Here is a 21,334-nt window from a genome sequence, read left to right as displayed (position 1 = left end):
CGTACGACCAGCCTATGCGGTGGCGGCCGGGCGGGCCTCGACGGGCAGGCCGGCCCGAACGTATGGGTTCGACAGCCCGTGGCGGGGACCACGACGACCGCCGACAGCCGCGACATTCCCACCCTCGCCGGGGGTGACGGTGGCAACGCACCCGCGCATGCCGGGCATCCGCCGCACCGGGCACGGCTGGCGTGCGCCACGCTTGGAACGGCTGCCGGATCGGGGCGGACCGGCCGCGGGCGACACCGGCCGCTGCCGTTCCCCGGACCGCCGACGACCGGGACCGGGACCGGGATGCGCAACCGGGGCTCCGGTTGTCCACGGCGGGGCCGTGCACGAGCGAGGGGCGGGGGCGGGTCGGGCCCCTGCCCGCTCCGCTCAGCCGAGGGCGGAGCCCTCGAGAGAGGCGAGCCGGCGGTGTTCGAGGACCGCGGCGAAGGCGTAGGCGCCACCTCCCGCAAGGGTGAGGACCCAGTAGAGCCCGGGGGTGTGGAGCAAGAGCGCCGCAGTGGAGACCAGAGCGAGCCAGACGCCGAGGGCGTAGTGCAGCACGTTGCGGCGTACCGCGCCCTCGGCGAGGTAGAGCAGGCCGACGACGAATCCGGAGCCGGTGGGCCAGAGGACGGCCGGGAGCTCCGGCACGTCGAGCACGGATGTGAGGCCGGTGACGGCGAGGGCCAGGGCGGTGAAGGCCGCGATCCAGGCAGCGCCGAGCAGTCTGCCGGCGAGGACGTCCGGCGCCGGGGCTCCGCGCTGGGCCCGTACGGCCGCGGCGGTGGCGAAGACGACGCCGACCGCAAGCCCGCTTCCGAGAAGCATCACGGGCAACCAGCCGGGCAGGTCCAGCCAGGGGCCCTCCCCCTCGGAAGCTGCGGCGGTGCCGTGGCCGAGCAGGTAGGCGAGGCCGAAGCTGACGTAGGACGCACGGTTGTCGACGTCGCGCGGGCCAGAGGTCGGACGGGCCTGGGCCGTGGGCGGCGAGAGGGTGGTGTAGCTGGACATCGTGGAGGCCTCCGGAGTGCTTGGCGGATGCGTGCGTGGGTCGAGGAGGGACGGTGGGCCGGGTTTCGCCGGTCGTCACCGTGCCCGGCGTGGAGTGGCGTGGCGTGGTGCGGCGTGGTGCGGTGTCAGGCGGGCTGTTCGGCGCGTGCCTTGAGGTGGTCGAGCCAGGTCTCCAGCGAGGTCCTCAGGGCTGTGGCGAGTTCCTCGACCGCGCTGTCGACGGGGTCACCGCTCCAGGACTCCTCGGTACGGACGACGACACCGGCGTCGGTCTGTTCGAAGGTCCACACATGGATGCCGGCGATGCCCTCGACGATTCCGTCCCAGACGATCCGCCGGCCGGGGACGAGTTCGCGGATGGTGGAGGTGATGTTCATCCCGTGGGTGAGCCAGGTGAAGCTGTCGCCGACCGAGGGCGGGCCGCCGAGCCGGGCTCGGTCGATGTCGGCGTTCCAGTCCGGCCAGTTGTCGATGTCGGTGTGCAGAGACCAGACGGTGTCGAGGGAGGCTTCGATCGTCCTCGTCAGGCTGACGACGACAGGGGCGGTGGTGTCGACGGCTTGCATGGGGTGTCCTTGTCGGTTCTCGGGGCGGTTCGGGTGGGCCGGGGTTCCGGATCAGGTGGCCGGTGAGCGGTGGTGGGGCGCCTCCGCGGCGGTCAAGCGGGCCGGCCGCCCGGCTGCCGGACCATGGGCGTTGACCTCCCACCTGGTCCTCGGTCCGACAGTCCGGCACCGGTATGGATCTGCGGCAGAGCGACGTTCACGAGCGAAGTGGCGAGCATCGCGGTGAACTGCGCCGCAGCCAGGGCCTCGCGTGCGGTCCCCGAGCGGGAGTTCCGGTCCTGCGTGCGTCGAAGGTTCATGGCGCACAGCCTCGCGTCGGGCGGTGTCCACTTTCCATGCCCGGCAGCGGAGATGGCTGTCCGATTCTGTCCGCTCCTGTCCACCCGGCCAGGACGCCGGCGTCAGACGGAGCGTGGGCCGGGCGGGCCACCATCTGAGAAGCGGCTCGGGTCTACGCAAGCGCGAAGACCCGCCTCCTCAGGTATCGCAAAGTCCTACCTTGTGCTGTGGGCTACCGCCAGACTGGGCGCCGTGCTCCTCGACCTTCGCCGCCCGGCTGTTGCGCCCAGGAGACCCACACAGTGCTCATGGCCCATTTCAGCCGGGCACAGGCCGGGCGGACCAGGAGCCGTCCCGGTCAGGCTGGCCTCCCGCACGGTGCGGTTCTACCGTGGGGGTACCAGTGCATATCTCCGGAGCCGCCATGATCGTCATCATTGGGCTCGTCATCCTGGTCGCCGCGGTCGTCGTCGGCGTGGCCGGTGTCCTCACCAACACCGGCAGCGGACACGCGCTCACCGGCGGGTTCGAGGTGTTCGGCTACCACGTCACCGGCTCCACCGTCGCCCACCGAAACCGGTCGCACCCCTTCGGGCACCGCTCCGACCCCGGAGGCCCGGAGACACCACCACGCGCGGACCGCTGACCGGCCACCGCGCCCATGCCCTCGCGAGCGCGCCCCGGCAGTTGGCTCCCGAAGCGCGGCGAGCCATAAGTATCAGCAAGAAGATCGCGCAGAAGACAGAAGCGGTCAACGGTGGCGCCAGAAGACCGTGGGCCGCGTCACCGGCAGTCGGCGTCGGCAGGCCGAGGGCCGCAGCGACCAGATCAAGGGCAACACCAAGCAGGCGGGAGCGAAGATCAAGGACGCCTTCACACACTGATCACTGCGCCCCACCGCAGACTCGAATCGGCCCGAGGGCGCCGGGCCGTCCCGGCCGTACGGGGTGCATCGTTCGGCCCGACACGGGAAAGGCGCACATCCATGGCCACAGGAAACGGTTCTGCCGCACGGGCCAAATCCCAAGGACAGCGCCTCGCCGACAGCCACGCCATGGACATCACGGCCAGGATCGGACTCTGCGCCCGAGGCGTGATCTACGTGCTGGTGGGGGCCCTGGCCATACAGATCGGCTTCGGCGACAACAGCGGCCAGCAGGCCGAACGGTCCGGCGCGGTGGGGACCATCGGCGAGCAGCCGTTCGGTCGCGTCCTGCTGTGGGCGCTGGTGGTGGGGCTGGCGGCGATGGCGCTGTGGCGGCTGTCCGAGGCCGCGTTCGGACCGGCAGGATCGGACAGGGGCAAGTGGACGGTGCGCCTGGGCTTCCTGGGGTTGGCGGTGTTCTACGCCGTGATCTCCATCGCCGTGGTGCAGACCGTCCTGGTGGGCGGGTCCTCCGGAAGCCGCTCCAGCAACCAGACCTCCAAGGAATACACCTCCAAGGTGCTGGGCTGGCCCGGCGGCCGGCTACTCGTCGGCGCGGTCGGAGCCGTCCTGATCATCGTCGGCACAGTGATGGCCGTGCGCGCCGCGATGCGCGCATTCGAGAAGAACCTCCAGACGAACAGGATGAGCGAACGAACACGCCGGATCGTCGCAACACTGGGCATCATCGGCGGCGTCGCCTGTGGCGCCGTCGCAGCGGTCGCCGGCCTGTTCATCCTGCTCGCCGCGGTGAAGTTCGACCCCAACCGTGCCAAAGGCCTCGACGAGACACTGCGCTCGTTCGCCGACACACCCGCCGGACCCGTGCTCCTCATCGCCGCAGCGGTCGGCCTCGTACTGTTCGGCCTCTACTCGTTCTGCGAAGCCCGCTGGCGCAAGACCTCCGAACACCCAGACCCGCCCGCGTCTTGACCGCAGGCACCCGGCCAAGCAGCCGACCGGCCCCAGGCGCCCGGTCCACACCCGGAGCCGTGAGCAGTACCGACTCGAAGGAGCCCCCGGTCACGGTGTCGGGGACCGTCGGACGCAGGAGACAAGGCACTTCCCCTGCTACGGGTCCCGCGATCATGTCGTAGGAGGGGTTCCGCGAGCCGTCCGGCCGGACGGACGGCCGAGGCCGAAGCCGGTACCCGGCCGTGTTCGCCGGAATCGCGGACACCAGGTCAGCGGGGAGGAGGGCTGGTTCGGTCCGGTCGGCAGTAGCGGTGGACGAGTTCGGCATGGCCGGGGAAGCGGGTCATGAGGTCGTGGGCCCGGCCGAGGGTCATGTCGGCGTAGTCGAACCCGGGCACGACCGCCTCGCTGATCAGGGCATGGTCCCCGGCGGTGAGGTGGGAGGCCTTCCACACGCCTCCCGGCACGGCGAGGGTGAGGAGTTGCCCCTGGCCGGGGTCCTGGCCTAGGACGGCGGTGGTGTGGCGGCCGTCCGGATGGAGCAGGTGGTAGGTGACCGGTTCGCCGTGATGGTGGAAGTGCAGGATGTCGGACTTGTTCAGGTGCCAGTGTCCGACGTCGTCGATGACCTCCCCGACCAGGCGCAGCACGTCGCCCTTCAGGTCCTGCACTCGGCGGGCGTGGCACTCGGACTCGATGGTCCGGACGGTCGCCGTGGTCACGGTGGTCTCCCTGCAGGTAGCTGCTGCACTTCGGGGTCCGGCCGTACCGGCCGAAGTCGCCCCGGGCAGGAAACGAGGGAGCGGCCGAGCGCCGAACGGGCCGCCGCCGAGATCCACTCCCGAGAGCGGGGCCGCCGCACACCGAGCCGGTCCGTCAGTGGCCGATCAACCGGCGCGAGGTTGACGCCGCTCCGAGAACCGGTTCGGCCCGGACCGGCCCGATCCTCGACGGCGCCGATTGCGCCGTCGATGCCCGGTACGCCGCGCTCCGTCGGGATCCACACCTGCGGGCGCGAGATCGAAGCGGTATGACCGCTTTGGTCATTTCGAGTATTCTTTTCAGTCTTTGCGCTCATTTGAGGTTTTACAGGAGGAATCTTCATGGACATCGGTCAACCGCCGGTGCCGGCGGTGTTGCCGGCGATACCCCGGCGGGAGCGGTACAGGACGCTGGGCGGTTCCCTCTTGGTGCTGGCCCTCGTGTTCGCCTACGTGGGGTTCTGGACGATCTGGGACGAGCACACCTCCGGCAAGGAGGAGGTGCGGCCCGGCACGGTGGTCACCGTGTCCGATCACGTCTCCTTCGTTCCGGCGAGCGGCTGGTCGCTGGAGCGCGCGGAGACCACCCCGGGGCAGCGTGCGGTGGTGACCGGCAAGTCCAGTGCGTTCGTCGTCTCGACGGCGGAGTGGATGGGCACCCTGGAGGAACAGACCGCCAGGGAGAAGAAGATCCTCCGAGCCGACGGAAAGGTCCACCTGTACGGCAACGACCAGTCCTTCCACACCGGCAACGGCCTGACCGGTGTGAAGTTCTCCTACTTCACCTCCGGCATCGAGGGCACCATGTGGATCGCCTACGACCCCGGAGCGAAGACCGTGGTCACCCTCAACGGGCAGAGCGCATCCGGCACACTGCCCGCCGCGGCGGGCGAGTTCCAGCAGATGGTCGACAGCGTCACGACAGGGGACCGGGCATGAGCACACTGCACCAGCCGTTCACCCCGCACCGCCGACTGAGCGCCGCGGCCCTGGTCGACGAACGCGCCCCGATCGGCGTGGACGGGTTCTTCCAGCCCCGCCGCGCCGCCTTCTGGCTCTACGTGTTCTTCCTCGCCAACGGCGTCTTCTCGATGGTGTCCAACTTCACCCTCGGATTCCGCATCGTGCCGGCGGCCGTGGTGTTCGCCACCCTGCTCTGGACGCTGTACGCGGTCCCGTTCCTGCTCTTCTTCCGCTCGCTCGACCTCTTCGAGCAGCACCCTCCGCTGGGCTTCGCCATGGCCTTCGGCTGGGGCGGCTTCGCGGCCTGCTACCTGGCACTCCCGGTCAACTCGGCCGTCCAGTCGCTGTCCGCCAAGCTCTTCGGCCCGCAGTTCACCGCCGAGTGGGGCCCAGCGCTGGCCGGGCCGATCAACGAGGAACTCCTCAAGCTGCTCGGCGTCGTCGTACTGATCATGATCGCCCGGACCCAGTTCCGCACGATCCTGTCCGTCGTGGTCGTCGGCGCGATGATCGGCCTAGGCTTCCAGATCGTGGAGGACCTCCTCTACTCGGTCAACACCGCGATCCAGTTCCCCTACGCCAACCAGATCGCCCCGGTCGGACTGATGTTCCTGGTACGCGGTGTGATCACCGGCATCTGGAGCCACGCCCTCTACACCTCGGTCGCCGCCTTCGGCATCGGATACTTCGTCACCCGCCGCCACGAACCCCTGATCCGGCGCACCGCCGTCGCCGTCGGCGCGTTCGCCCTGGCCTGGTCCATGCACTTCTTCTGGAATTCCCCCTGGCTGCAGGACATCGGGGGCGGGGGCGTGGGCGGCATGGTCGTCCTCTCGCTGGTCAAGGGCCTGCCGATCCTCGCCGTCGGCTACCTGCTGTGGAAGCTCGCCGGACGGGAGGAGGGCACCCAGATCCGCGCCGTCGCCGACCACTACCTCGACGACGACCTCATGACCCCCGAGGAACGCGACGCCCTCGGATCCCTGCACGCACGCCGCCACCTGCGCACGCACATGAAGAGGACCCACGGCCGCAAGGCCGCCCGCACCCTCCACCGGCTCCAGCGCGCCCAGCTGCACCTGATCCGCGTCTGCGAGGAGAACGGCACCGGCCTCCCCGCCGCCCGCGCCGCCCAGGACGTCACCGCCCTGCGCGCCGACCTCGCCGCCACCACCCACACACCCGCCACGACAGGGGCAGCCGCGGCCCCGATCGCCGGGTAGTCCCCCAGCGCCGGCCCCGCCGCCCCGGCCAGGGGCGGCAACGGGGCGACCGACAGTCACGCCGTCACTGCGCATCCTCAGGCCACAGAACCGTGCGGCTGTTGAGGACACAGCAGCACCGAGACGGCCGAGCGGCGTCGGCGAGGCAATCGGCCACGGCCGTCTCGCCGACGCCGCGGCTTCGGAGTATCCGAAATGTATTCGATATACGAAATAAGGGTCAAGGGATTGCAGTGAGCTTGCCAAGCGCACTTCGGCGGGCACGCACCCGGAAGCCGGTGCCTTCCGAAGAGCGGGGTGCATCTCCGCCGGTCCGGCACAGGGCCGGTGTCTCGGCGACAGGAACGGGACACCATGTCGTCTCGTCGACGCAGGCGCCGGGACGTCGTCGGTGATGGGATGGCCGGAGAAGTCCGCGAAGGCCTGGAAGCACTGGAAGCCGTCACCCTGTGGGTGACGGCTTTCCCACGTCCTGTCGCACCGCCCAGGGGTGGAAGTCGCCGAGCCGCAGGCGGCCCGTCCGGACCAGGCGGTGACGCCGGGGTCAGGTGTCGGCGGCGGGCGGCTGTCCGGCGTCGTGGCGAAGCTGTTCGTTGATGCGCAGGGCTTCTTCGAGTTGGTCTTCGAGGATGATGATGCGGCAGGCGGCGTCGATGGCGGTGCCCTGGTCGACGAGGTCGCGGGCGCGCATGGCGATGCGTAGCTGGTAGCGGGAGTAGCGGCGGTGGCCGCCGTCGGAGCGTAGCGGGGTGATGAGGCCCTGGTCTCCGAGGGTGCGCAGGAAGCCGGCCGTGGTTCCGGTCATCGCGGCGGCGCGGCCCATGGTGTAGGCGGGGTAGTCGTCGTCGTCGAACGAGCTGACGATGTCGGGGGTGTTCGGTGTGCGGGGCGGGTTGGTGGCCGTGGTCACTGCACCTCTTCCTATTCCTGGTACGGGAACGCGTCGAGGGGCCCCGGCGCCATTGCGGCTCCGGGGCCCCGAAGGGGAACAACACCATCTACCGGCCTGGGCCGGTCCTCTGTTTCCGCACTGCCCCGGGGGATGGGGCGTGCGGGGATCGCGTATGCGTGACCGGAAACCACCGTCCTTCGTAGCTGGGGGGTCTGCGGTGTCCGCCCGGACTGAAAAGCCGTCTCACGGGCCGGGCGATCCTGATGGCGCTTGCGCCCTCCGTTCTTCCTCTGCGTCACTGACATTCCTGCGAACTACGGTTTCACACGGATACTGCTGGTACGGCGCACTGCTTCGGCAGCCCTTGACTGCCACCCGGCCCGGCTGCCGGCTCCATCGCCCGTCCTGCTCACGAGCCCGGCGTGGAACCCCGCTGTCCGGACCTCCCCGGCACGCGCGCCCGCAGTCCGGCGCCTTTGCAGGGGTACTGCGTCCTGCTGAACTGCGTTGACTGCGAATCGACTTCACTCACTGAAGTGCGATACCGCCTCGTGGCGGCCCCTGATCACCGCGGGCCGCCCGGCCCGGCCACCGGTCCTGTCGCCGCACTGCACTTCCTTGGCTTCAGGGCCCCGCAACCGTGCCGACCTGCGAACTTCTGTCACACTTCCCGCCAGTTCGTGTCTGGCGAGCACCTCTCGACTGCCGACTACGAGAGAAACACTAACCACAGCCGACATCAATGTCTACTCCCGCCAGAACAGATTTTTCCGCGCCCGAGGGGAAGGTAGTCTTCGGCCCCAACAGAGACGGACAGTTGCCCCGCCCCGGCGCCGCAGGGGATCCAGGAATCGATGGGGAGACTCCGATGACGGGAGGGGCACCACCGGCGGTGCCCCTCCCCGGGACCACGCCTCACACCCCCGCGCACGAGGAAGTCCCTGCCGGCGGCCCTCGCCGAAGCCGTCCGCGATCGCGGAGAACACGTCCTGCGCCGCCCCCTGGCCCGCTTCGCCGAACAGGCCGCCGTTACCGGCCTCCCAGCCCTCAACCCCACCAGCACCCGCATCGTTGCCGGCATAGGTGCCGGCATCGGCACCGGCACCACGACCGGCCCGCAGTACGACGGTGTCCACCGGCAGGGCGGGCCCACACAGGGCCCGAACGCACCGCCCCTGCGCAGCTGTGACCGAAGGGTGTCGGGGACGGGAGCGGTGGCGCTACCGGGCGAGGAGGGCGGTGACAGTCTTGCCGCCGGTCTGCCGGGGGGTGACGGTGGTGGTGTGGGCGAGGCGGTTGACCATGGGCCAGCCGAATCCGCCGGTGCCGGCGGCGAGGTCGGGGGTGCGCATGCGCGGCGGTCGCGGGCTGCGGTCGTGGACGGCCACCTCGACGCCGTCCGTGTACGCGGTCAGGTCCAGCGCGAACGTGCCGCCGCCGTGGCGCAGGGCGTTGGTCACGAGTTCCGAGACCACGAGGACCACCGCGGCAGCGGCCTCGGGTGCGAGGGTCGGCACGAGGCCCGCGAGGAATCCGCGTGCGCTCTCGCGCGCACCCGCGACCGAGAGGACCCAACCGGGGGCTTCGACAGCGACGCTCACCGTGTCCATCAGGTCACCTGCTCCCCGGGGCACCAACCCCTCTCCGGCCTGCCCGACCCTCATTCCCCGACAGCCCGAGCACCAACCCCACCACAACCGTCCCGCAACCGGCACCCGCCGTTCTCCGGGCAACGGGCGACGGGCGACGGGCCTCCCAGGGCGTCCAGCGGTCCTGGTCCGGGTCGTAGCGGCTGCGGGCGGCCCGGCCCCAGTGGCCGGTGTTCTCCAGCTCTCGGTGGGTGACCTCGGCCGATCATCGGACAATCGGAGCGCTATGCGGTAGCTTGCGGGCAACACCCGACATGTCAAGGTAAAGCATGCCGTGGAGACTGCATCGAACCGGCGGGCCGGACAGTGCGTCAGAGGCTCCGGAGAGATGGTGCCCCGGGACGCGCTGCTGTCGGACCTCGGCTGCGAGCGGGACACCCAGGGCTGGGTGACCACCGACGCCGCGGGCCGCACCGGCGTGCCGGGCGTCTGGGCGGTGGGCAACGTCGCCGACCCGCGGGCCCAGGTGGTCACCGCCGCCGGGGCGGGGGCGGCAGCCGCGTTCGCGATCAACCACGACCTGGTGGACGAGGACGTCTAGCGGGCACTCGCCGCCGTCCCGGCCCCGACCACCGCCATCGCCGCTGTACCGCAGTGAAGCCGACCACCGACGGAACGGAGTACGCCATGCCGCACGACCACTCCCACCAGGACCCCGGGCACCGGGAAGGGAACGGCCGGGTCCACGGTCCCGCCGACACCCCCACTCCCACCCACGGCCACGGCCACCACCAGGGCCCCGGAACGGACTTCGACTGGGACGCCCTCGCCGCCCACCTGGAACGCGAGGCCGAACTCCAGGCCCCCGCCGTCACCGAGGCCGCGCACTGGCTCCGCGGGCTGCTGGACGGGGTCGCGGTCGACCGGGTACTCGACGTCGGCAGCGGCCCCGGGGTGATCGCCGGCCTGCTCGCGGACGCCTTCCCGTCCGCCCAGGTGGTCGCCGTCGACCAGTCCGCCGCCCTGCTGGACCGCGCCCGGGCCCGCTCGGACGGTCGGATCACCACCCAACAGGCCGACCTGCCCGACGACTTCACCGCCCTGGACGCCGCCGACCTGATCTGGTCCGCCAACGCGATCCACCACCTGGGCGACCAGCAGGCCGCATTGACCGCCCTGGCCGGGGCACTGCGCCCGGGCGGTCTGCTGGCCGTGGTCGAACGCGGTCTGCCCGCGCGCTTCCTCCCCCGCGACCTCGGGCTCGGCCGCCCGGGCCTCCAGGCCCGGCTGGACGCCGCCAACGAGGACACCTTCAGCGGCATGCGGGCCGAACTGCCCGGCTCGGTCGCCGTCGTGGAGGACTGGCCGGCCATGCTGGCCGCGGCGGGCCTCGTCCCGAGCGGGACGCGGACGTTCCTGGCCGACCGTCCGGCCCCGCTGGACGGCCCGGCCCGCGAGTACCTGCACGTCAGTCTCGCCCAACGCCGGGACCAGCTGGCCGAGCAGCTGGACGCCGACGACCGCGCGGTCCTCGACGCCCTGCTCGACCCCGAGGCCCCCACCGGCATCCTGACCCGCCCGGACGCCTTCTACCTCACCGCCGTCACCGTCCACACCGCCCGCGCGACCGGCCCCCGGTAGCCGTGACACCGGCCCCGCCGACCGGACCGGCACCGACCAGTAGGTCCCGCTCCGGCTCGCTCATCACGCCTCCGCCTCCCCCGCCGGGTCAGGGACGCTGCCGCGCGGACACGGGGAGCGGCCGGCCCCGTTGCCCCGGTCGGCTGCGGCGCCGAGTTCGGCCCGGACACGCTCGGTGTCCCGGTCGTGGATGTCCGCCCTGCCGTGCAGGGAGGGGCGTGGGCCGGCTCGGCGCCGGTGGTTGCGCTCCAGTGCCCAGGCTACGAGGACGATCCACAGGGCGAGAGCGGCGAGTCCGGCCATGACGGCTCCTCGTTGGGTTTGGTTCGGCGGGATGCTTCAGGTGCCCCGAGGGGACGCAGCAGCGGACAGGTGAGTTCACGGCAATGGTTTTGAAGAACGTGCGGTGGAAGGGTCCGCCGCGGGCGGCCCGACGCAGGTCTGTGATCCCTTGGTCCCGCCGCAGTGGTGAGGGAGGTGACCAACAGGGGCAGGGGCGGAAGGTGTCGTCGCCGTGTTCATGGCCCACCCTGCTGCCGCTATGGCCCGATGAACAGATCCAATGAGGTCACCCCCAGCCGGTCCAAAGCTGCTGGGGCCGACTTCCTGCATCTGACGGTCGACGAGGCGCCCCGGCGCAGGAAGGCCGACTGGCTGGCCCGGCAGATCCGGCTCGCGCTGGCGGACAAGCGCCTGCCGGTGGGAAGCAGACTGCCGGCCACTCGGGTCCTGGCCGACGAACTGGGCGTCTCACGCGGCGTGGTCACCGAGGCCTACCAACGCCTGATCGAGGACGGGCACCTCGCCGGACGGGGGCGCAACGGAACCATCGTCGTCGGCGCCCCCACCGCCCCGCCGACAGCAGCCAAGCCCCCCGCACCTGCCGGCCCACCGCCACCACGTTCCGTGTTCGCCACCACGCCCGGCGCGGACATCTTCGACACGATGCGCACGGCCCGGGCCCGGATCGACCTCTCCCCAGGGCTCCCCGACCTCGCCGCGTTCCCACGAGCGGCATGGCTGCGCGCCGAACGCCGCGCCCTCGATCACCTCGCGACCTCCGGCCTCGGATACGGAGACCCACGCGGCACACCGGCTCTCCGCCTGGCCGTCGCGAACTGGATCGCCCGCACCCGCGGCATCCGGGCGGACCCCGGCGACGTCCTCATCGTCGCCGGGACCGCCCAGACGCTCACCCTGGTCGGGCAGGTGCTGCACGACGACGGCATCTCCGCCGTGGCCGTGGAGGACCCCGGCTCCCTCGGGGCCCGCCAGCACCTGCACCACTGCCAGTTGGACACCCCGCCCGTCGCAGTCGACTCCGAAGGCGTGCGCGTCGATGAACTGCGTGCCACGGGCGAAGCGGCCGTCCTCCTGACGCCCGCGCACCAGTTCCCCACCGGCGTGGTCCTGCGCGGCAACCGACGCAGCGAACTGATGCACTGGGCCCGAGAAGAGGGCGGACTGATCATCGAGGACGACTACGACGCCGAGCACCGCTACGACCGGACCCCGGTACCCGCGCTGCGATCCGTACTCACCGAAAACGTCTTCTACGCCGGCAGCGCCTCGAAGCTCCTCGCCCCGGCATCAGCGAAGGAGTGGAGACACTCGCCGACGTACTGCGACATCTGCCCTGACAGCCCGACCCGAGGGAGTCCCCCGGAGGACAGAGACCCTCGCGCGCCTACCACGACAAGAAGATCGGCCAGGGCAAACGGCACATCCGGGCACTCCTCTGCCTGGCCAGACGCCGGACCGACGTCCTGTTCGCAAAACCAGACCGGCGATGCCGTGCCGGTACCCGCGTCTGCGGGGGGAACCGTGGCGCTGCCGGTGCCGTTCGGGGCTGCCGGTGCAGCCAACAACACCGACCTCGACATCGCCTTGAGGACCGCCTCGTGGAGGAGTAGGGGCCGAGTGGGTCGTCCCGCCGGGCGTCGCCGGTAAGGGCGAACGCCTGACAGCGGCAGCCGCCGAAGTCTCGCTGCGGGCAACTGCGGCACGGCTCTTTCATCCAGGCGGTGCCCCCGGTAGGCGTTGAAGGCCTTCGAGTGCTCCCAGATCCACTCCAGGGAGTGGTCCCCGGTGTTCGGCGGGTCGAGTCCCGGCAGGGTGTGGGCGGCCGAACAGGGCAGAGCCGTGCCGTCCGGCGCCACGGTGAGCGAGATGGCTCCCCACCCGCCCATGCGACCCATTCGCGGCCGGGGCCGCGTGGCAGCAGGACGGCGCCGACCCGACGGGAAGAGGACGACGACTACCCTGATCAAACCATTGTTCGCATGTTGAGAGGCTGGTTGCCCATGTTCCTGGGTCTACGAGTGGTGGTGTATCCGGCGCCCGACCTCGCCGCCGGCAAGGCGTGGTGGACCTCGGTCCTCGGTATGGAGCCCTACTTCGACGAGCCGTTCTACGTCGGCTACAACGTCGGCGGCTACGAGCTGGCTCTGAGCCCGCGTGCCGACCTCGCCGACGGCCCCGTGACCTACTGGGGCGTCGCCGACGCCGACGCGGCCCTGCAGCAACTCGTCACCGCAGGAGCAACCGTCAAGGAAGGGGTGCGCGACGTCGGCGGATCCATCCGCGCCGCATCGGTGACCGATCCGAGCGGATCAGTCATCGGGATCATCGAGAACCCGCACTTCGCGCTCCCGGAAGTCGCCCGGCAGGCCGGCGACGGCCCCGGCCGATAACGCGCCCCCTGGCCAGTGCGGCGTTGCCGAGCCGCCGGAGCACCGCAGCCTGACCGACACCCGCACGGCCGGCCTGGAGAGCGAATGCGGCTCCAGCCCCGACCGGACTGACGATCTGCTGGACCCCGTGCCAGTCACCTGGCGCCGCCGCCTGCACTGCTCGGATCGCCCCGGCCGGGCCGCGACCGTTCACCTCTCCGTTCCTGGCCCGGCCGTCGAACTCGGCGTCGGCGGCGCGCCGGGAGCGCTGATCCTGGTCGACGGCGATCGTCAGGTGGGGCTTGACCGGATCTCCGAAGCCGCCGTCGCGCACGATGACCGGCAGGAGTGTGGTGAATGGCGCGACGCCGCGGCCCCGGCCAGTGCACCGCGGCGTGCCCCAACCGGACGCCGCTGGGCCCTCACCGGCCTATCTGTCAGTCGCAGTCGCGGCAGATCGGCTTGCCGTTCTTGAGGCGTGCGAGTCTGCTGCGGTGGTGGACGAGGAAGCAGTTGATGCAGGTGAATTCGTCGTTCAGGACCGGTTGCACGGCGACGGTGAGTTCCTCGCCCGACAGGTCGGCGCCGGGGAGTTCCAAGCCTTCGGCAGACTCGAGCACGTCGACGGCGTCGATGGTGGAGGCCGACTTGTCGCTACGGTGGGCCTTCAGCTCCTCGATGCTGTCGGTCGAGCCGTCGTCGTCGCTCTTGCGCGGAGCGTCGTAGTCGGTTGCCACAAATGGGTCCTTGTCGTCTGGGGGTGGGGTACCGGCACAGGCAGGCTTGCGGGACTGTCCCGCGGCCCCGTGCCGATGCCAGGTCTGGATGGTGTGCGGAGTGTAACTGAGGCTGTCGAGCCAGGACCCGTATCGCTTCGTGTCCCTCATCACCAGGGAGGCAGGCCGAGGCGGGCGAGAGCGACGGCCGGGGGCCACGGGAGCGCCGGCGGCGACCAGCTCTCCCGTCTCACCGAGGCCGACTCGCCAGCGCGCCGCCAACCTTGACGCCCCCGGCCGTGTCCAGGACGACCGAACACAGGGGCCGGGGTGAGCGGGGCATGACAGCTCTGCCCACCCTCGGGTCCGCCTTGCCAGAGCGATGGGCGGGAGCGATAAGCCGGAACGACGGGCGGGAGCGATAAGCTGGAACGACGGGCGGAAGCGACGGGCGGGACCGGTGAGCGGGGCGGTCCGGCCGGCGTCAGAGACCGAGCAGGTCGGCGGTGGTCTCGGCGATGGCCGGTGAGCAGGTCATGCCGCGGCCACCGGGTCCGGTGACCAGCCAGACGCCGTCGCGCACCTGCTGGCGGTGGACGACCCGGGCGGCGTCCGCGCACTGCGCGTACACGCCTGCCCAGCGCCGCCGGATCAGGGGCAGTGCGCGGCCCAGGACGGACTCGACGAGGCCGGTGAGGTAGGCGTAGGAGTCCTCGACGACGTCGAAGTCGAACGGCTGCTCGTAGGCGTGCGTGTCACCGATGGTCAGCCCGCCGTCGCGTCGCTGGACCATCAGCAGTTGCATCCGGTGCCGGGCGGCGGTCGGGTGCTGGGGCTGCCCGAGGTCGAGGGCGTCCAGCGCCGGGCCGCCGTAGCCCGGGCAGTGGCGGAAGCTGTCCCCGTCCGCGACCGAGGTGGTGAGCTGCTCCCCCAGCGGGTCCGTCTGCATCATCTGCAGCCTGACCCGGCGGACCGGCAGGTCGGGGACGAGTTCGCGCACCAGGCCGCCGAGGTGGGCTCCGGTGCACAGGACGACCGCGTCGCCGTAGTGCACCTCGCTGTGATCGTCGCGCACCGCTCTCGCGCCGACCAGCTCGCGCACCTCCCGTCCCGGCAGGAAGCTGTACCGGCCGCTGGCCCGCAGGACCGCGCGAAGCGCGAGCTGGGTGGTGCGCGGTTCCACCGCGCCGTCCCGCGCGCAGTGCAGGGCCGCGAGGAACTCCCCGCGCAGGGCCGGGTTCAAAGCCCGCGCCCCGGCGGGATCCAGCAGGGTGAACCCGCGGGCCGCGGCCCCGGCGCCCCAGGCCGCGTCCTCGGCGACCGCCAGCTCCGCCTCGGTCCGCACCAGGGTGAGTGAACCGTTCGCCCGGAAACCCAGTTCCGGGACCCTTGCGCCGATCTCCGCCCAGAGCTGTCTCGCCCGCTGGGCGACCGCCAGCTCCTCGCCCTCGGCCCTGCCGCCGACCCGGACCAGGCCGAAGCTGCGGACCGAGGCGCCCCGGGCCTCGGCCTCGCGCTCGATGTGGACCACCCGATGACCGCGCTTGATCGCGTGCCAGGCGTGCATGGTTCCCAGAACGCCTGCGCCGACGACTATGACTCGCATACCCGGAACGGTGTCCCGGACCCGTTACACGCTCAGTTCTGTTCCGTGAACGGAAGGTGACATCACGTGGAGGGCCCGGACCAGTTGTCGTTTCGTCAACCCCGGCCCCGTGGGCGCTCAGAACGGCCGTACCGCCGAACCGTGCTCGCGGTACGGCGGCACGGCCGCTCAGGACGTGGTCTCGGGCGGATCGGTGGCGTGGCGCTCGCCTGCGCGGTCACCACCCGCCGCCGCAGCCGACCTCCACCGTCACGTACACCCCCGCCACGACCCCGCCCGCCGCAGGCCCGGCCCCGAAGTCCTGCCGCTCCCAGCCGTCCAGAAGAGCATCGACGGCGTCCGGGGTACGCGGATGCCACGGCAGACCGGCCTGCGCCCAGCAGGCGGCCACCCGCGCGGCGCGGGCCGGTACGCCGGCGTCCGCCGCCCGGTGGCTGAGTACGAGCACGCTGCCGGCGGGCAGTTCCCGGCGCAGCGCCGCGAGCAGGGACCGGGCCTGCGGATCGCTCAGCTCGTGCAGGACGTCACCGAGGACGGCTGCCACCGGGCGATGCCATTCCAGGCCCGCTTGCTCGCGCAGCGTCGCGATGAGCGAGGACGCGGCGATGTCGGCGTGCACGTGTCGGACCCGGGCGGGTGCCGGCACGTCGAGCAACGCCCTGGCGTGGGCCAGCACGACCGGGTCGCGGTCCACGTACGCGACCCGTGCGCCCGGCCGGGCGGTCAGGACGGAGGTGTGGATCGGGGCGAGCGCGGTGCCGGTCGCACCGGTCGTCAGTCCGCACCCCAGGTCCAGGAACTGCTCCAGGCCGCGTTCGGCCAGGAGCCCGACGGCGTGGTGGAGGAACTCCCTGCCGCGCCGGACCGCGTCCACGCAGGTCGCGTCCTCGGCCCGCAGACGGTCCAGCAGCGTCCGGTCTGCGGCGAGGTGGTCCTTGCCCGCGAGCATCAGGCTCGCCACCCGGGCGGACGTGGGCCGGTTCGGCCGTAGGTCTCCCCGAGGATCCGCCGACGGCCGTGGTGTGCCGGCGGCGCGGCCGTAGGAGGTGGAGTCTTCGACGTCGACCATGCCCGTGGTCACTCCCGGAGGTTCGAACCGGCCTGCGCTCCCCGTGAGTCGGGCCGCATCCCGAAGGGTGAGGTCCCGAAGGGTGACGTCCCGAAGGGTGACGTCCCGAAGGGTGACGTCCCGGACGGGGAAGTCGTCGGCCACGGAGTCGGCCAGGGGAGCGGCCGTGACGGACGTCGTCATGAGAGTCCTCGGAGATCTGGTGGTCGACGGAGCGGACACCGCGCCGACGGGGCTCGGTTCCTGCACTCTCGCGAACCGCTGAACTGTTCGGTCGAAGGAGTGGGAAACCGGCATCGAGCCCCCGCCTCGTGACACGATCGTTATGGGCTGCCCCAGTCCCCGCATCTGCCGACAACGCGTCGTCACCGCGCGGATCTCCGCCGACGTCGTGCACCCGGGCCGCCGACGCAACCAGCCTCCACGTCCCCACAACCCCCTGGCCGACCGCTCGGGCAGGGCGCAGCACGGACCCGAATTCGACCGTTGCCGGGCGCACCGGACAGCCCGCACACTGTGCGCACCGGCGGCGTACCTCGAAACCCCGGCGCTGTTGCGGGTTCGGCCGGACTACCTGTACCGAACGCCTGGAGTCGGCCGGCGTCAGCTGGAAGGTCTACCAGGAGGCCGACGACGTCAACGACAACGCGCTCGCCTCGTTCGCCACCTTCAAGCAGTCCGCCCCCGGCCGGCCCCTCCACGACAAGGGGATCGCCACCGCCGCGGACCTCGTGTCGGCCTTCGGCGACGAGGTCGCGCGGGGCACGCTGCCACAGGTCAGCTGGATCGTCGCGCCGGAGCCCCTGCCCGAGCACGCGAACCACCGTCCCGCCAATGGCGAGAACCTCACGGCGCGGCTGCTCGCCACACTCGCCGCGATGAGGGCCCCCGGTCCCGAGTGCCGTCCTGTTTCGTCCTCTGAGCCGTCTCGGCTGCTGCGGCGCCGGGGGGTGGGATCAGTGGGCGGTGTCGGCCGTGGAGTGGCGCAGCCGGGGCAGGGCGTCGCGCAGGGCGTAGAGGTCGTCGATCGTGGCCTGTTCGGCGAGGCGGGCCAGGAGACGGCGCAGGACGTGGTCGTCGCGGTCGTGGACGGCTTCGGCGATACCGCGCAGCACGGGTTCGAGTTCAGGGCTGGCGCTCATCGTCTTCTCCTGTTCCGCCGGGCTGGTCGGGGGCCTGTTCCGGTGAGTGTCCACCCGTCCCGGGTGGTGGCAGACGGGGCCGCCGGGCGGCGCGGTGGTGAGGTCCTGCGCGCCGTGAGACGGGCACGCTGCGATGCTACGGCGGCGGCCCGCCGCCGGCCGGCTGCCGAGCGCGAGTCGGCGCTACTCGCGGGCGCTGGGGACCTTCAGGGGGTCACGAGGTGCGTCGGGCTTTGCGGCTTCCATCCGCTCCCCGAGTTCGGTGAGGCGGTTGCGGCCCATGGCCTTGCGGACCTCGGGGAACCATTCCTTCTCCTCCTCCTCGACGTGATGGCGCACGTTCTCCATCAGCACGCTCATCTTGGCGTCGAACCGCTCGTCCGCCGGATCGAGGCCGGCGAGCTCGGAGAGCATCCACAGCACCACGTGGTGCTCCTCCACGCTCTCCAGCACGTGGTCCTTGGTGTCCGGGGCGGCCTCCCGAGCGGCCGGGTAGAAGATCTTCTCCTCGATCCAGGTGTGGACCGTCAGCTCCTCGATCACCTTGTCGGCGATCTCCCGCTTGTGTTTGTGCGCGTCTGCGCCCGCCTTCTCGAACTCCTTGAACAGCTTCTCCACCGTCTTGTGGTCGTCCTTCAGCAGCACGATCCCGTCCATCCGGAACTCCTTCGCTCGCAGCGGCACAGGCGCCCTCGCCGCGGGGCGGCGGGGGCGCTTGTGGTGAATGGGTCAGAGGGTGTCGCGGTAGCCGCCGGAGGCGGTACCGCGCTTCTCGATGAAGTGCTTGAACCGCTTGAGGTCGCCCTTCACCTGCCGGTCGAGCATGCCGGTCATGTCGGCGGCCTTCTCGGCCATGCCACCGGGCTGGAAGTCCATCTCCATCAGGACCCTGGTGTGCGTCGCGTCGATCGGCTCGAAGCGAACCATGCCGGTCTGCCTGATGTCGCCGCTGGTGGTGCGCCAGGCGACGTGATCGTCGGCGACCTGGTCGACGATCTCGGTGTCGAACTCGCGGGACACCCCGGCGATCTTGGTCTTCCAGTGGTTGTGGCGGTCGTCGATCTGGGTGATCTCCTCGACGCCCTCCATGAACTGCGGGAACTGCTCGAACTGCGTCCACTGGTTGTACGCGGTGCTGACCGGCACGTCCACGTCGATCTGCTCCTGCACCTTGCTCATCGCTGCACACCCGCCTTCGAATCGCTTCATGGTCGAACCAGCGCCTGCCCCGACCACTTGCAGGTATGCCAGTCCCTACCAATTCGGCCCCGTACCGGACGGACCGGCAACAGGCACCATCCATTCGAGCGGCCCGGATCGGAGACGGACGGCTTCACTGCCACCGCGTGCTGCGCACACCGGTGAGGCGCCCCGGGCCGACGATCAGAACGCGCACCGAGAACGTGGCAGGGCCGGCGGGGTGGACGGGGACAAGGGCGCCTCCCTTTCCGCCGCGGGCGGGGGCTCCGTCGTAGCCGGGCCGCGACCGTGGCCGAGTCAGGGCATCGGCACGGCTTCGAGGCACGGGTGTGTCGGACCGTACTCGGCCGGCAACGTGAGGACTTCCGCGACGGTCCCGGTGATCTGGAAGCGGTAGCGGCCGGTGGCGTCCTCGTACACGGGTTCGTGCGCCGGGCCGAGCCGGCCGGTGCGGTGCACGATCACCGTGCGGGGTGCGGCGTGGCCGCCCGGGGTGCCGGGCAGGGCGACGGCGTAGCGGGGGCAGGTGTTCATGGCGCACCGCCCCGGTGGCGGGCGGGGTGGGCGGGACCGGTGACGGCCAGGGCGGCAGAGGTCGCGGGTGTGCTGGTGACGGTCATGGTTCAGGTGTCTCGTCGTGGTGCGCTGCCGGGGGCGGGGTGAACAGGGCGGCGGTCTCGGTGATGGTCAGGAGGCGTCGGACCTGGGGGCTGGCGGCGGTGATCGTCACGGTGCGGTCGTCGGCCCGCGCCTCCAGCCGCAGCCGGATCAGGGTGTTGAGGCCGGAGCTGTCGCAGAACTCGACACCGGACATGTCGATGTCCAGACCGGTACCGCTGTGGGCGAGTGCCTGGCTGAGGACGTGGTACAGGCTCCCGGCGAGGTCCATGTCGATCTCGCCCTTCAGGTGCGCCCGGGGCCGTTTCAGCGTGGCGGTGAAGCCGACCGCGAGGCGTCCGGCCAGCAGGCGAGGTGCGAGGTGCCCCGCTCCGGCGCCGGCACCGGTGGCGTCACTCGTGCGGGGCGCGGGGCGCGGGCCGGGGCGGGCAGGTCCTCGGACATGGTCGTTCCTCGGGGGCTAGGGCGAAGACACTTCCAGCGTGACCCGCATCACCGTTCACGTCAACAGATACGTGAACGAGGATTCGTGTGTGGTGACAGGTGAATCGATGCTCCTACGATGGAGGTATGGCCTTCGAGGAACCCACCAGGACCGGCTGGACGTTCGTGACGAACCACGCCCGCGTGCTGGCCGCGATAGCCCGCAACCCGGGAGTCCGGCTGCGGGACGTCGCACTGGAATCCCGCCTCACCGAGCGAGCCGTCCAGGGGATCGTGACCGATCTCGAACAGTCCGGATACCTCACCCGCACCCGCGTCGGACGCCGCAACCACTACCGCATCACCACGGGCACCTGGCTGCGCCACCCCGCGGAGGCCGGGCTCAGCGTGGAAGCGCTCCTCGGGCTTCTGGCCCCCTCCTACGACGGCGCCCCCGACGGCCAGGGCCCCGCAGCCGGCGGCACCGGGCCCGAACGCGGCCAGGGGCGAACCCGGCCCACACCGCGACACCCCGACCGACGCACCCAACCCTGACCGCGCCAGCAGAGCGGTCTCCGGGTCAACGAGCCCCACAGCTCCCAGGCCCGCGACGGCTCCCCTGGCGGGCCTCGACGCCATCGGCGGACCCTCGACACAGGGACGCTGACGGCGGTGGCTACCGGCCCGCAGGGCCCGGCGCCGCCTCGGTGGGCACATCCGGGTCGACCGCGAAGACCCGGTCCGCGCCGGTCATCTCCAGGAGCCGTGCGACCTGGCGGGGCGGCCGGACCAGGCGCACCTCAGCGCCGGCGCCGGCGGCCAGGAGCCGGGCGCGCAGCAGGGCGTTGAGGCCGGAGGAGTCCATGAAGGTGACGGCGGCGAGGTCGACGACCAGGAGCGGCGGGGCAGGGCAGGACGCCAGGGCGCGGTGGAGCGCGGCGTCCAGGAGGGGGACCGTGCCGAGGTCCAGGTCGCCTGCGCATTCCAGGACGGGACCCTCGAACGCGGGGCAGACGGTGGCGGTGAACGTCGGCTCGTACTCGGGTGTGGTGATCGGGCGGCTCCTCCGGGATTCCCCGTGTGGTGGACATGCCCACCGTACGGTGTCGCGGTGCGCAGCCACTCCCCCTCC

23 protein-coding genes and 3 pseudogenes are annotated in these 21,334 nt (G+C 71.4%); 10 read left to right on the top strand and 16 right to left on the bottom strand.

The window, feature by feature from the left end:
• Positions 1-378: 378 nt before the first annotated feature.
• A complete protein-coding gene (locus ACFWIC_RS19205; protein WP_380519531.1) occupies positions 379-1,002 on the bottom strand; it encodes an ABC transporter permease in 624 nt (207 codons plus the stop codon).
• Positions 1,003-1,127: 125 nt separating this feature from the next.
• Positions 1,128-1,568 (bottom strand): SRPBCC family protein, encoded by a 441-nt coding sequence (locus ACFWIC_RS19200; RefSeq protein WP_380519530.1) that lies wholly within the window; start codon positions 1,566-1,568, stop codon positions 1,128-1,130.
• A 703-nt stretch (positions 1,569-2,271) separates the two neighbouring features.
• On the opposite strand from ACFWIC_RS19200, the gene ACFWIC_RS19195 reads away from it, so the two are divergent.
• Together ACFWIC_RS19195 and ACFWIC_RS19190 are read left to right on the top strand one after the other, a co-directional pair.
• The gene (locus ACFWIC_RS19195) at positions 2,272-2,493 is read left to right on the top strand and encodes a hypothetical protein (RefSeq protein ID WP_380361170.1); all 222 of its coding nucleotides are present in this window, start codon (positions 2,272-2,274) and stop codon (positions 2,491-2,493) included.
• A gap of 339 nt (positions 2,494-2,832) precedes the next feature.
• Positions 2,833-3,705 carry a DUF1206 domain-containing protein gene (locus tag ACFWIC_RS19190; RefSeq protein WP_380361169.1) on the top strand — a complete coding sequence of 291 codons (873 nt, stop codon included), beginning with the start codon at positions 2,833-2,835 and terminating at the stop codon, positions 3,703-3,705.
• Positions 3,706-3,956: 251 nt separating this feature from the next.
• On the opposite strand, the gene ACFWIC_RS19185 is transcribed toward ACFWIC_RS19190, so the two are convergent.
• Positions 3,957-4,409, bottom strand: a complete 453-nt coding sequence (locus ACFWIC_RS19185) for a cupin domain-containing protein (protein ID WP_380519529.1) — start codon at positions 4,407-4,409, stop codon at positions 3,957-3,959.
• A 381-nt stretch (positions 4,410-4,790) separates the two neighbouring features.
• Between ACFWIC_RS19185 and ACFWIC_RS19180 the strand changes: the two genes are divergently transcribed.
• The gene (locus tag ACFWIC_RS19180; RefSeq protein ID WP_380361167.1) at positions 4,791-5,387 is read left to right on the top strand and encodes a hypothetical protein; all 597 of its coding nucleotides are present in this window, start codon (positions 4,791-4,793) and stop codon (positions 5,385-5,387) included.
• Entirely contained in the window at positions 5,384-6,634 is a 1,251-nt protein-coding gene (locus tag ACFWIC_RS19175; protein WP_380519528.1) for a PrsW family intramembrane metalloprotease, read from the top strand. Before ACFWIC_RS19180 ends, ACFWIC_RS19175 begins: the two co-directional genes overlap by 4 nt.
• A gap of 544 nt (positions 6,635-7,178) precedes the next feature.
• Here the strand turns inward: ACFWIC_RS19175 and ACFWIC_RS19170 are convergent.
• A complete protein-coding gene (locus ACFWIC_RS19170; RefSeq protein ID WP_380361183.1) occupies positions 7,179-7,457 on the bottom strand; it encodes a MerR family transcriptional regulator in 279 nt (92 codons plus the stop codon).
• A 1,289-nt stretch (positions 7,458-8,746) separates the two neighbouring features.
• Positions 8,747-9,136 carry an ATP-binding protein gene (locus tag ACFWIC_RS19165; protein ID WP_329950838.1) on the bottom strand — a complete coding sequence of 130 codons (390 nt, stop codon included), beginning with the start codon at positions 9,134-9,136 and terminating at the stop codon, positions 8,747-8,749.
• Between the two features lie 313 nt (positions 9,137-9,449).
• Between ACFWIC_RS19165 and ACFWIC_RS19160 the strand changes: the two genes are divergently transcribed.
• Both ACFWIC_RS19160 and ACFWIC_RS19155 read left to right on the top strand, forming a co-directional pair.
• Complete coding sequence (locus ACFWIC_RS19160; RefSeq protein WP_380519527.1) at positions 9,450-9,716, top strand: FAD-dependent oxidoreductase; 267 nt, start codon at positions 9,450-9,452, stop codon at positions 9,714-9,716.
• Between the two features lie 86 nt (positions 9,717-9,802).
• Positions 9,803-10,756 carry a class I SAM-dependent methyltransferase gene (locus ACFWIC_RS19155; protein WP_380519526.1) on the top strand — a complete coding sequence of 318 codons (954 nt, stop codon included), beginning with the start codon at positions 9,803-9,805 and terminating at the stop codon, positions 10,754-10,756.
• Between the two features lie 63 nt (positions 10,757-10,819).
• On the opposite strand, the gene ACFWIC_RS19150 is transcribed toward ACFWIC_RS19155, so the two are convergent.
• A complete protein-coding gene (locus tag ACFWIC_RS19150) occupies positions 10,820-11,059 on the bottom strand; it encodes a hypothetical protein (RefSeq protein WP_380363650.1) in 240 nt (79 codons plus the stop codon).
• A 246-nt stretch (positions 11,060-11,305) separates the two neighbouring features.
• Here ACFWIC_RS19150 and ACFWIC_RS19145 point away from each other — a divergent pair.
• Positions 11,306-12,373: pseudogene (locus ACFWIC_RS19145) on the top strand (PLP-dependent aminotransferase family protein); the annotation flags it as partial.
• A gap of 303 nt (positions 12,374-12,676) precedes the next feature.
• Here ACFWIC_RS19145 and ACFWIC_RS19140 read toward each other — a convergent pair.
• Positions 12,677-12,945: pseudogene (locus ACFWIC_RS19140) on the bottom strand (SPASM domain-containing protein); the annotation flags it as partial.
• Between the two features lie 93 nt (positions 12,946-13,038).
• Between ACFWIC_RS19140 and ACFWIC_RS19135 the strand changes: the two are divergent.
• The gene (locus ACFWIC_RS19135; protein ID WP_380363652.1) at positions 13,039-13,449 is read left to right on the top strand and encodes a VOC family protein; all 411 of its coding nucleotides are present in this window, start codon (positions 13,039-13,041) and stop codon (positions 13,447-13,449) included.
• A 416-nt stretch (positions 13,450-13,865) separates the two neighbouring features.
• On the opposite strand, the gene ACFWIC_RS19130 is transcribed toward ACFWIC_RS19135, so the two are convergent.
• From ACFWIC_RS19130 to ACFWIC_RS19120, 3 genes are all read right to left on the bottom strand, one after another.
• The gene (locus ACFWIC_RS19130) at positions 13,866-14,165 is read right to left on the bottom strand and encodes a DUF4193 domain-containing protein (protein WP_380363654.1); all 300 of its coding nucleotides are present in this window, start codon (positions 14,163-14,165) and stop codon (positions 13,866-13,868) included.
• Positions 14,166-14,628: 463 nt separating this feature from the next.
• Complete coding sequence (locus ACFWIC_RS19125; protein WP_380519525.1) at positions 14,629-15,750, bottom strand: TIGR03364 family FAD-dependent oxidoreductase; 1,122 nt, start codon at positions 15,748-15,750, stop codon at positions 14,629-14,631.
• A 217-nt stretch (positions 15,751-15,967) separates the two neighbouring features.
• Positions 15,968-17,002, bottom strand: coding sequence for an SAM-dependent methyltransferase (locus ACFWIC_RS19120; protein WP_380519524.1), 1,035 nt, complete (start codon positions 17,000-17,002; stop codon positions 15,968-15,970).
• A 128-nt stretch (positions 17,003-17,130) separates the two neighbouring features.
• On the opposite strand from ACFWIC_RS19120, the pseudogene ACFWIC_RS19115 reads away from it, so the two are divergent.
• A pseudogene (locus ACFWIC_RS19115) lies at positions 17,131-17,685 on the top strand (alkaline phosphatase family protein); the annotation flags it as partial.
• Between the two features lie 90 nt (positions 17,686-17,775).
• On the opposite strand, the gene ACFWIC_RS19110 reads toward ACFWIC_RS19115, so the two are convergent.
• The 5 genes from ACFWIC_RS19110 to ACFWIC_RS19090 all read right to left on the bottom strand — a co-directional run bounded on the left by ACFWIC_RS19110 (position 17,776) and on the right by ACFWIC_RS19090 (position 20,068).
• Positions 17,776-17,961 carry a hypothetical protein gene (locus tag ACFWIC_RS19110; protein ID WP_355400157.1) on the bottom strand — a complete coding sequence of 62 codons (186 nt, stop codon included), beginning with the start codon at positions 17,959-17,961 and terminating at the stop codon, positions 17,776-17,778.
• A 183-nt stretch (positions 17,962-18,144) separates the two neighbouring features.
• Entirely contained in the window at positions 18,145-18,618 is a 474-nt protein-coding gene (locus ACFWIC_RS19105) for a hemerythrin domain-containing protein (RefSeq protein WP_380363662.1), read from the bottom strand.
• A gap of 72 nt (positions 18,619-18,690) precedes the next feature.
• Complete coding sequence (locus tag ACFWIC_RS19100) at positions 18,691-19,140, bottom strand: SRPBCC family protein (protein ID WP_380363664.1); 450 nt, start codon at positions 19,138-19,140, stop codon at positions 18,691-18,693.
• Between the two features lie 318 nt (positions 19,141-19,458).
• Entirely contained in the window at positions 19,459-19,695 is a 237-nt protein-coding gene (locus ACFWIC_RS19095) for a DUF6296 family protein (protein ID WP_380519523.1), read from the bottom strand.
• Positions 19,696-19,777: 82 nt separating this feature from the next.
• Positions 19,778-20,068, bottom strand: coding sequence for an STAS domain-containing protein (locus ACFWIC_RS19090; protein WP_380519541.1), 291 nt, complete (start codon positions 20,066-20,068; stop codon positions 19,778-19,780).
• A gap of 281 nt (positions 20,069-20,349) precedes the next feature.
• On the opposite strand from ACFWIC_RS19090, the gene ACFWIC_RS19085 reads away from it, so the two are divergent.
• Positions 20,350-20,757, top strand: coding sequence for a helix-turn-helix transcriptional regulator (locus tag ACFWIC_RS19085; protein ID WP_380519522.1), 408 nt, complete (start codon positions 20,350-20,352; stop codon positions 20,755-20,757).
• A gap of 121 nt (positions 20,758-20,878) precedes the next feature.
• On the opposite strand, the gene ACFWIC_RS19080 is transcribed toward ACFWIC_RS19085, so the two are convergent.
• Positions 20,879-21,325 (bottom strand): STAS domain-containing protein, encoded by a 447-nt coding sequence (locus tag ACFWIC_RS19080; RefSeq protein WP_380519521.1) that lies wholly within the window; start codon positions 21,323-21,325, stop codon positions 20,879-20,881.
• Between the last annotated feature and the right edge of the window lie 9 nt (positions 21,326-21,334).

The sequence above is a fragment of the Kitasatospora sp. NPDC127035 genome, from assembly GCF_042726075.1.
In the GTDB taxonomy this organism is placed as follows: Bacteria; Actinomycetota; Actinomycetes; order Streptomycetales; family Streptomycetaceae; genus Kitasatospora.
Note: the sequence above shows the minus strand (reverse complement) of the source record. Positions and strands in the feature narration are given on the sequence as shown.

Coding starts and splice junctions, on each gene's coding strand:
- ACFWIC_RS19205 (WP_380519531.1), bottom strand. CDS start 1,002: ATGTCCAGCTACACCACCCTCTCGCCGCCCACGGCCCAGGCCCGTCCG.
- ACFWIC_RS19200 (WP_380519530.1), bottom strand. CDS start 1,568: ATGCAAGCCGTCGACACCACCGCCCCTGTCGTCGTCAGCCTGACGAGG.
- ACFWIC_RS19195 (WP_380361170.1), top strand. CDS start 2,272: ATGATCGTCATCATTGGGCTCGTCATCCTGGTCGCCGCGGTCGTCGTC.
- ACFWIC_RS19190 (WP_380361169.1), top strand. CDS start 2,833: ATGGCCACAGGAAACGGTTCTGCCGCACGGGCCAAATCCCAAGGACAG.
- ACFWIC_RS19180 (WP_380361167.1), top strand. CDS start 4,791: ATGGACATCGGTCAACCGCCGGTGCCGGCGGTGTTGCCGGCGATACCC.
- ACFWIC_RS19175 (WP_380519528.1), top strand. CDS start 5,384: ATGAGCACACTGCACCAGCCGTTCACCCCGCACCGCCGACTGAGCGCC.
- ACFWIC_RS19170 (WP_380361183.1), bottom strand. CDS start 7,457: ATGGGCCGCGCCGCCGCGATGACCGGAACCACGGCCGGCTTCCTGCGC.
- ACFWIC_RS19165 (WP_329950838.1), bottom strand. CDS start 9,136: ATGGACACGGTGAGCGTCGCTGTCGAAGCCCCCGGTTGGGTCCTCTCG.
- ACFWIC_RS19155 (WP_380519526.1), top strand. CDS start 9,803: ATGCCGCACGACCACTCCCACCAGGACCCCGGGCACCGGGAAGGGAAC.
- ACFWIC_RS19150 (WP_380363650.1), bottom strand. CDS start 11,059: ATGGCCGGACTCGCCGCTCTCGCCCTGTGGATCGTCCTCGTAGCCTGG.
- ACFWIC_RS19135 (WP_380363652.1), top strand. CDS start 13,039: ATGTTGAGAGGCTGGTTGCCCATGTTCCTGGGTCTACGAGTGGTGGTG.
- ACFWIC_RS19125 (WP_380519525.1), bottom strand. CDS start 15,750: ATGCGAGTCATAGTCGTCGGCGCAGGCGTTCTGGGAACCATGCACGCC.
- ACFWIC_RS19120 (WP_380519524.1), bottom strand. CDS start 17,002: ATGACGACGTCCGTCACGGCCGCTCCCCTGGCCGACTCCGTGGCCGAC.
- ACFWIC_RS19110 (WP_355400157.1), bottom strand. CDS start 17,961: ATGAGCGCCAGCCCTGAACTCGAACCCGTGCTGCGCGGTATCGCCGAA.
- ACFWIC_RS19105 (WP_380363662.1), bottom strand. CDS start 18,618: ATGGACGGGATCGTGCTGCTGAAGGACGACCACAAGACGGTGGAGAAG.
- ACFWIC_RS19100 (WP_380363664.1), bottom strand. CDS start 19,140: ATGAGCAAGGTGCAGGAGCAGATCGACGTGGACGTGCCGGTCAGCACC.
- ACFWIC_RS19095 (WP_380519523.1), bottom strand. CDS start 19,695: ATGAACACCTGCCCCCGCTACGCCGTCGCCCTGCCCGGCACCCCGGGC.
- ACFWIC_RS19085 (WP_380519522.1), top strand. CDS start 20,350: ATGGCCTTCGAGGAACCCACCAGGACCGGCTGGACGTTCGTGACGAAC.